This is a genomic window from Streptomyces sp. A1136 (genome assembly GCF_004795055.1).
GTDB lineage: Bacteria > Actinomycetota > Actinomycetes > Streptomycetales > Streptomycetaceae > Streptomyces.
This window is the reverse complement of record NZ_SSBJ01000022.1, coordinates 128,471-134,799: the sequence shown is the minus strand read 5'-3', so window position 1 is coordinate 134,799 and position 6,329 is coordinate 128,471. Positions and strand designations below refer to the sequence as shown.

At 72.3% G+C, this 6,329-nt stretch carries 7 protein-coding genes; all 7 read right to left on the bottom strand.

Annotated elements, in window-relative coordinates:
* Positions 1 to 32 precede the first annotated feature (32 nt).
* On the bottom strand, positions 33 to 1,118 hold the full coding sequence (gene lgt / locus E6R62_RS22235) for a prolipoprotein diacylglyceryl transferase (RefSeq protein WP_240801812.1): 1,086 nt from the start codon (positions 1,116 to 1,118) through the stop codon (positions 33 to 35).
* A 72-nt stretch (positions 1,119 to 1,190) separates the two neighbouring features.
* A complete protein-coding gene (locus E6R62_RS22230; RefSeq protein ID WP_136215271.1) occupies positions 1,191 to 2,195 on the bottom strand; it encodes a thioredoxin domain-containing protein in 1,005 nt (334 codons plus the stop codon).
* Between the two features lie 95 nt (positions 2,196 to 2,290).
* Positions 2,291 to 3,109 carry a tryptophan synthase subunit alpha gene (trpA, locus tag E6R62_RS22225; protein ID WP_136215270.1) on the bottom strand — a complete coding sequence of 273 codons (819 nt, stop codon included), beginning with the start codon at positions 3,107 to 3,109 and terminating at the stop codon, positions 2,291 to 2,293.
* Positions 3,106 to 4,380, bottom strand: coding sequence for a tryptophan synthase subunit beta (trpB, locus tag E6R62_RS22220; RefSeq protein ID WP_136215269.1), 1,275 nt, complete (start codon positions 4,378 to 4,380; stop codon positions 3,106 to 3,108). The genes trpA and trpB overlap by 4 nt, the downstream gene beginning before the upstream one ends.
* Positions 4,381 to 4,578: 198 nt before the next feature.
* Positions 4,579 to 4,734: a tryptophan biosynthesis modulator TrpM gene (trpM, locus tag E6R62_RS22215; protein WP_368773868.1), complete on the bottom strand. Its 156-nt coding sequence runs from the start codon at positions 4,732 to 4,734 to the stop codon at positions 4,579 to 4,581.
* A gap of 62 nt (positions 4,735 to 4,796) precedes the next feature.
* A complete protein-coding gene (gene trpC, locus E6R62_RS22210) occupies positions 4,797 to 5,606 on the bottom strand; it encodes an indole-3-glycerol phosphate synthase TrpC (protein ID WP_136215267.1) in 810 nt (269 codons plus the stop codon).
* Between the two features lie 190 nt (positions 5,607 to 5,796).
* The gene (locus tag E6R62_RS22205; RefSeq protein ID WP_240801811.1) at positions 5,797 to 6,255 is read right to left on the bottom strand and encodes a DUF2752 domain-containing protein; all 459 of its coding nucleotides are present in this window, start codon (positions 6,253 to 6,255) and stop codon (positions 5,797 to 5,799) included.
* Positions 6,256 to 6,329 lie beyond the last annotated feature (74 nt).

Genomic DNA, 6,329 nt, shown 5'->3' with positions numbered 1-6,329 from the left:
CGGCGCCCCCTTCGCGTACCGGCGGGGCCGGATCAGAGCTTCTTGGCCTCGGGAGCTTCGGGAGTCGTCTCGGGAGCCGGCTCCGCGGCGGGCTCGGCGTCGCGCGGCACCTGCCCGGCGGAGGCGTCGGTCGCCCCGGCCACCGGCTCGGCCTCGGCCTCGGTCTTCGCCGTGGCACCGGCGCCGGCCTTCACCCCGGCCGTCCCGGTGCCCTCCGCGTCGGAGGCCAGGGCGGCGCCGTCCCCGGCACCGGGAGCGGGTTCCCCGTCCTTGGCGTCGGCCGCGGGGTCCGAGGCCGACGGACCCCGGTCCGGCTCGACGACCTCCTCGCGACCCGGCCGCAGCTTCTGCGACAGGACGAGGTAGATCACCGCGAGCACGAAGACGACGATCGCCGTCCAGACGTTCAACCGCAGGCCGAGGATGTGGTGCGCCTCGTCGACCCGCATGTACTCGATCCAGCCGCGGCCGGCGCAGTACGCCGCCACGTAGAGCGCGAAGGCCCGGCCGTGTCCGAGCTTGAAGCGGCGGTCGGCCCAGATCACCAGCAGGGCGACACCGACGCACCACAGGGACTCGTAGAGGAAGGTGGGGTGGTAGGTGCCCGCGACCCGGTTCGGGCCGTCGCTGATCTTGAGGGCCCAGGGCAGGTCGGTGGGCCGCCCGTACAGCTCCTGGTTGAACCAGTTGCCCCAGCGACCGCAGGCCTGGGCCAGCGCGATGCCCGGGGCCAGGGCGTCCGCCCAGGCCGGCAGCGGGATGCCGCGCAGGCGACAGCCGATCCAGGCGCCCACCGCGCCCAGCGCGATCGCACCCCAGATGCCGAGGCCGCCCTCCCAGATCTTGAAGGCGTTGACCCAGTCGCGGCCCTCGCCGAAGTAGAGCTGGTAGTCGGTGATCACGTGGTAGAGGCGGCCGCCGACCAGGCCGAACGGCACCGCCCACACGGCGATGTCCGCGACCGTGCCCGGCTTTCCGCCGCGTGCGATCCAGCGCTTGTTGCCGAGCCAGACGGCGACGAAGACGCCGATGATGATGCAGAACGCGTAGCCGCGCAGCGGGATCGGTCCGAGATGGATCACGCCGGTCGACGGGCTGGGGATATAGGCAAGTGTCATGGCAGGACCGACGCTACCCTGCCGGGCGGTACCCACCGCAACCCGCCCGGCAACCTGCCGTGAAATCGATACTCAGTCCTCCGCGGCTCCCGTCTTGGACGAGCCCGCGCCGCCGCCGGCCCTGCTCCCGGAAGTCGACGCGGCGGACGCGGAGGACGACTTGGCGGAACCCGAACCGGACGAGGACAGCGACGACGAGGACAGCGACGAACCGGAGGACGAGGCCGAGGGCGTGGGTGCGGGGGAACCCTTCCCCTTCGGGGTCGTCGCCGCGCCCCCGTTGCCCTTGGCGGCGGCCTCCACCGCCTCCTTCAGCTTCTGCGGGGTCAGCGGGTTGGCCTGGTCGGCGAAGATGTCCTTGCCGTTCAGCAGCACGCTCGGGGTGCCGCGCAACTTCGCGGCCTGGAACGCCTCGTGCGACTTCGCGACCCAGCTGTTGTGCGTCCCGTCGTTCACGCAGGAGCGGAACGACGGGGTGTCCAGCCCCTCCACCTTGCCCGCGAGCTCCAGCAGCCTGGCCTTCTTGGCGTAGGCGTCGTCGGTCTCCTGGGGCTGGTTCTGGAAGAGCACGTCGTGGTAGGCGGGGAACTTGCCGGCGTCCTGGGCGCAGGCGGCCGCGTTCCCCGCGTTGAGGGACCCGGTGCCGCGCATGTTCCCGTCGATCAGCGTGACCAGGTGGTAGTCGACCTTGAGCAGTCCCCTGGCCTCCAGGTCGTGGACCGTGGATCGGTAGTTGTCCTCGAAGGCCTTGCAGGCCGGGCACCTGAAGTCCTCCCACACGGTGAGGGTGGACTTGGCCTCGGGCTTGCCCGTCCGGATGACGAGGGCGTCCTTGCCGGTGGCCCCGGAGGGAGCCGCCACCGGACCCGCCTTGGCGGACTTGTCGCCCTTGCCGGTGTTGGCCGCGATCAGGCCGACCACGGCGGCCAGGCCGAGTACGCCGACCACCGCCGCGGACACGATCAGGGTCCGGCGGCGCTTGTCCTTCTTCTTCTGCCGCTCGCGCTCCGCGAGGAGTCGCTCCCTGGCCGATCGTTTCGTCGCATCGCGGTTCGCACCGTCGTTCTTCTCGCTCACGTTCGGCCAAACGAAGCGGGGAGGCACTCGCGTGCCTCCCCGCTCCCACTTCCACTCGATCGGGCTACACAACCCCCGATCGGGCCCCTCCGGCGTCAGGACCTGCGTACGCCTTCCGCGAGCTCGCCCGCGAGCGCGCGCACGCCGTCCAGCCCGGTCTGCGCGTCGGGCGCGTCCAGCAGCACCTTCACGAAGGCCGAGCCGACGATCACACCGTCCGCGAAACCGGCGACCTGCTTCGCCTGGGCGGCGTTCGAGACGCCGAGGCCCACGCAGACCGGGAGGTCGGTCGTGGCCCGGGTGCGGCGCACCAGGTCCTGGGCCTGGTCTCCGACCGACTCACGGGTGCCGGTGACGCCCATCAGGGAGGCGGCGTAGACGAAACCGGAGCCGGCCTCGGTGATGGTGGCCAGGCGCGCGTCCCGGCTGCTCGGGGCGACGACGAAGACGGTCGCCAATCCGTGCTCGCGCGCGTGCTCGCGCCACAGGGCGGACTCCTGGACCGGCAGGTCGGGCAGGATGCAGCCGGCGCCGCCGGCCGCCGCGAGTTCCGAGGTGAACCGCTCGACACCGTAGCGGTCGATGGGGTTCCAGTACGTCATGACCAGGATCGGGACGCCGGTGGCCTCGTACGCCTCGCGCACGGTGCGCATCACGTCGGCGATCTTCACACCGCCGCGCAGCGCGATGTCGTCGGCGGTCTGGATGACGGGGCCGTCCAGGACCGGGTCGCTGTGCGGCAGGCCGATCTCGACCACGTCCGCCCCGCCGGCGACGACGGCCTTGACGGCCTCGATGGCGCCGTCCACGGTCGGGAAGCCGGCCGGGAGGTAGGCCACGAGGGCCGCGCGGTCCTCGGACTTGGCCTTGGCGAGGGTCGCGCTCAGCAGTTCGATGTTTCCGTTGGCGCTCACTTGTCGTCCCCCTCGGCGAACTCGTTCTCGGCTACTTCCCCGTCGGTGTCGTACAGACCGAAGTAGCGGGCGGCGGTGTCCATGTCCTTGTCGCCGCGGCCGGACAGGTTGACCACGATCAGCCCGGCCGGTCCGAGTTCCCTGCCGAGGTCCAGCGCGCCCGCGAGGGCGTGCGCGGACTCGATGGCCGGGATGATGCCCTCCGTGCGGGACAGCAGGCGCAGGGCCTGCATCGCGGCGTCGTCGGTGACCGCGCGGTACTCGCCGCGGCCGACGTCCTTGAGGTAGGAGTGCTCGGGGCCGATGCCCGGGTAGTCCAGGCCGGCGGAGATGGAGTAGGGCTCGGTGATCTGGCCCTCCTCGTCCTGGAGGACGTAGGAGCGCGAGCCGTGCAGGATGCCGGGCTCGCCGGCGGTCAGGGTGGCCGCGTGCTCGCCGGTCTCGACGCCGTGCCCCGCCGGTTCGAATCCGACCAGGCGGACGCCCTCGTCGGGGATGAAGGCGTGGAACAGGCCGATGGCGTTGGAGCCGCCGCCGACGCAGGCCGCGACGGCGTCGGGCAGGCGTCCGGCGCGCTCCAGGATCTGCCGGCGGGCCTCGACGCCGATGACGCGGTGGAAGTCGCGGACCATGGCCGGGAAGGGGTGGGGGCCCGCGACGGTGCCGAACAGGTAGTGGGTCTGGTCCACGTTGGCGACCCAGTCGCGGAACGCCTCGTTGATGGCGTCCTTCAGGGTGCGGGAGCCTGACTTCACCGCGATGACCTCGGCGCCCAGCATGCGCATGCGTGCGACGTTGAGGGCCTGGCGCCGCGTGTCGATCTCACCCATGTAGATGGTGCAGTCGAGGCCGAAGAGGGCGCAGGCGGTGGCGGTGGCCACGCCGTGCTGGCCCGCGCCGGTCTCGGCGATGACGCGGGTCTTGCCCATGCGCTTGGTGAGCAGCGCCTGGCCCAGCACGTTGTTGATCTTGTGCGAGCCGGTGTGGTTGAGGTCCTCGCGCTTGAGGAAGATCCGCGCGCCGCCCGCGTGCTCGGCGAAGCGGGGCACCTCGGTGAGGGCGCTGGGGCGGCCCGTGTAGTTGACCATGAGCTCGTTGAGCTCGGCGGCGAAGGACGGGTCGTCCTTGGCCTTCTCGTATTCGACGGCGACCTCGTCCACGGCGGCGACGAGCGCTTCCGGGATGAACTTGCCGCCGAAGTCGCCGAAGTAGCCCTCGGCGTTGGGGACCAGACCCTGCGGGTCCGGGACGAAGAACGAGTGGGTGGACATGTCCACTACTCCTACGGGGTGCGACGGGATGACTTCACCGTATTGCGCCGCCGGCCCGTGACCCGCGCACCCCGCCGGCAGCGGTGGTGGGGGGGACGGAACGAGCGGCCCGCGCCCGGAGCCGGCGGCTCGGGGCGACGGACCGTACGAGGGGGCCCGGGCCGGTCCTTCAGGGGTACCGGGGCCGGGCGGCCGTCGTCACGGCGCGGGCGAGGGGCGCCATCGCATGCCGTTGACCTGACCGGGCTCGGAGCCGATCACGTACCGCACCCGCCGGCCGTGCACGCGCCGGGCGGGGGCGCGGCAGCCGCGGGGGCGGCAGCCGCGCGCCAGCGGCGCGTGCGCCGTCGGCACGCCGGCCGGGCCGTGGCCCGGACGGGTGCGGACGGAGGAGCGGGAGACGGGCACGGTCGGGGTCAGCTCCGCCCGTGCCGCAGGGCGGGGTGGGCGCCGGCGGCCACCAGGTCGGCCACGGCCGCCTTCGGGTCGCGTCCGGTGACCAGGGACTCCCCGACGAGGACGGCGTCGGCGCCCTCGTTGGCGTACGCGATCAGGTCGTGCGGTCCGCGGACTCCGGACTCGGCGACCTTGACGATGTGGTCGGGGATGGCCTCGACGACGCGCTCGAAGGTGGAGCGGTCGACCTTGAGGTCCTTGAGGTTGCGCGCGTTGACACCGATGATCTTGGCGCCGGCGGCGACGGCGCGCTCGACCTCCTCCTCGTCGTGGACCTCGACCAGCGGGGTCAGCCCGATGGACTGGGCCCGCTCGATGAGGGAGACGAGGGCTTCCTGTTCCAGAGCCGCGACGATCAGCAGCGCGAGGTCGGCGCCGTAGGCGCGGGCCTCCCACAGCTGGTACGCCGTGACGATGAAGTCCTTGCGCAGGATCGGGATGTCCACGCGGGCGCGGACGGCCTCCAGGTCGGCCAGGGAACCGCCGAAACGACGCTGCTCGGTGAGGACGGAGATGACCGCCGCACCGCCCGCCTCGTAGTCGGCGGCGAGCCCGGCCGGATCGGCGATCGCGGCGAGCGCGCCCTTGGAGGGGCTGGAGCGCTTCACCTCGCAGATCACCTTGACGCTGTCGCCACGAAGCGCGGCGACACCGTCCTTGGCCTGGGGCGCCTTGGCGGCACGCTCCTTGAGCTCGTCGAGGCTCACGCGGGCCTGCCGTTCGGCAAGGTCTTCGCGGACCCCTTCGATGATCTCGTCGAGCACACTCACGCGAGCGGCCCCCTTCCGGGTCGATGACGGTCGGCCGCCTTGCAGACACGTTCCACTGCAAGGTCAGCACTCAAATGGTATCCGCAGGTCGCCACGGCCTCCGCACGGAGCGTGCGGGTGTCCCATGGACTGGACAGTCGGAATATGCGCTTCCTCCGGAATACCGGCTTCCCCCCGCGCACCACGCGTCTCAGGGGGCCAGGGCCGAGCCGAAGGGGAGGTTGCGCACGACGGCGAAGGCCAGTAGGACCGCTCCCACGCCCCACCAGTACACCGGTCTGAGGGTGATCCTCGGCGGTGGCCCGCCGCGCGCGGCCCGGACCAGCCACAGGCCCAGGAAGGCGGCGAAGAGGAAGTAGCCGAGGACGGCGACGGCGTTGTCCCCGAGCGCGGTCGCGATATCACCGTGGGCGAAGGCGTGCGCGCTGCGCAGTCCGCCGCAGCCGGGGCACAGGATGCCGGTCAGCCGCAGCAGCGGGCAGACCGGGTAGTGGCCCGGCTGGTTCGGGTCGACCGCGCCCACGTACGTGAACGCGGCCACCGTCCCGGCCAGCGTGAGGAGGGGGGCGGCGAGGTTGCGCACCCGGGAGACCGGGGGCGGCCCGCTGGGCCGTTCGTGCGCGAGGCCGGGGGTGCGAGGGGCGTCCACGCGGTGATTGTCTCCGCTCATGACAAAAGGCGCAGCCCGACAGGGCCGCGCCTCTCGAAGCCGCGCCTTCCGAG

Coding starts and splice junctions, on each gene's coding strand:
- lgt (WP_240801812.1), bottom strand. CDS start 1,118: ATGACACTTGCCTATATCCCCAGCCCGTCGACCGGCGTGATCCATCTC.
- trpB (WP_136215269.1), bottom strand. CDS start 4,380: ATGTCCACCCACTCGTTCTTCGTCCCGGACCCGCAGGGTCTGGTCCCC.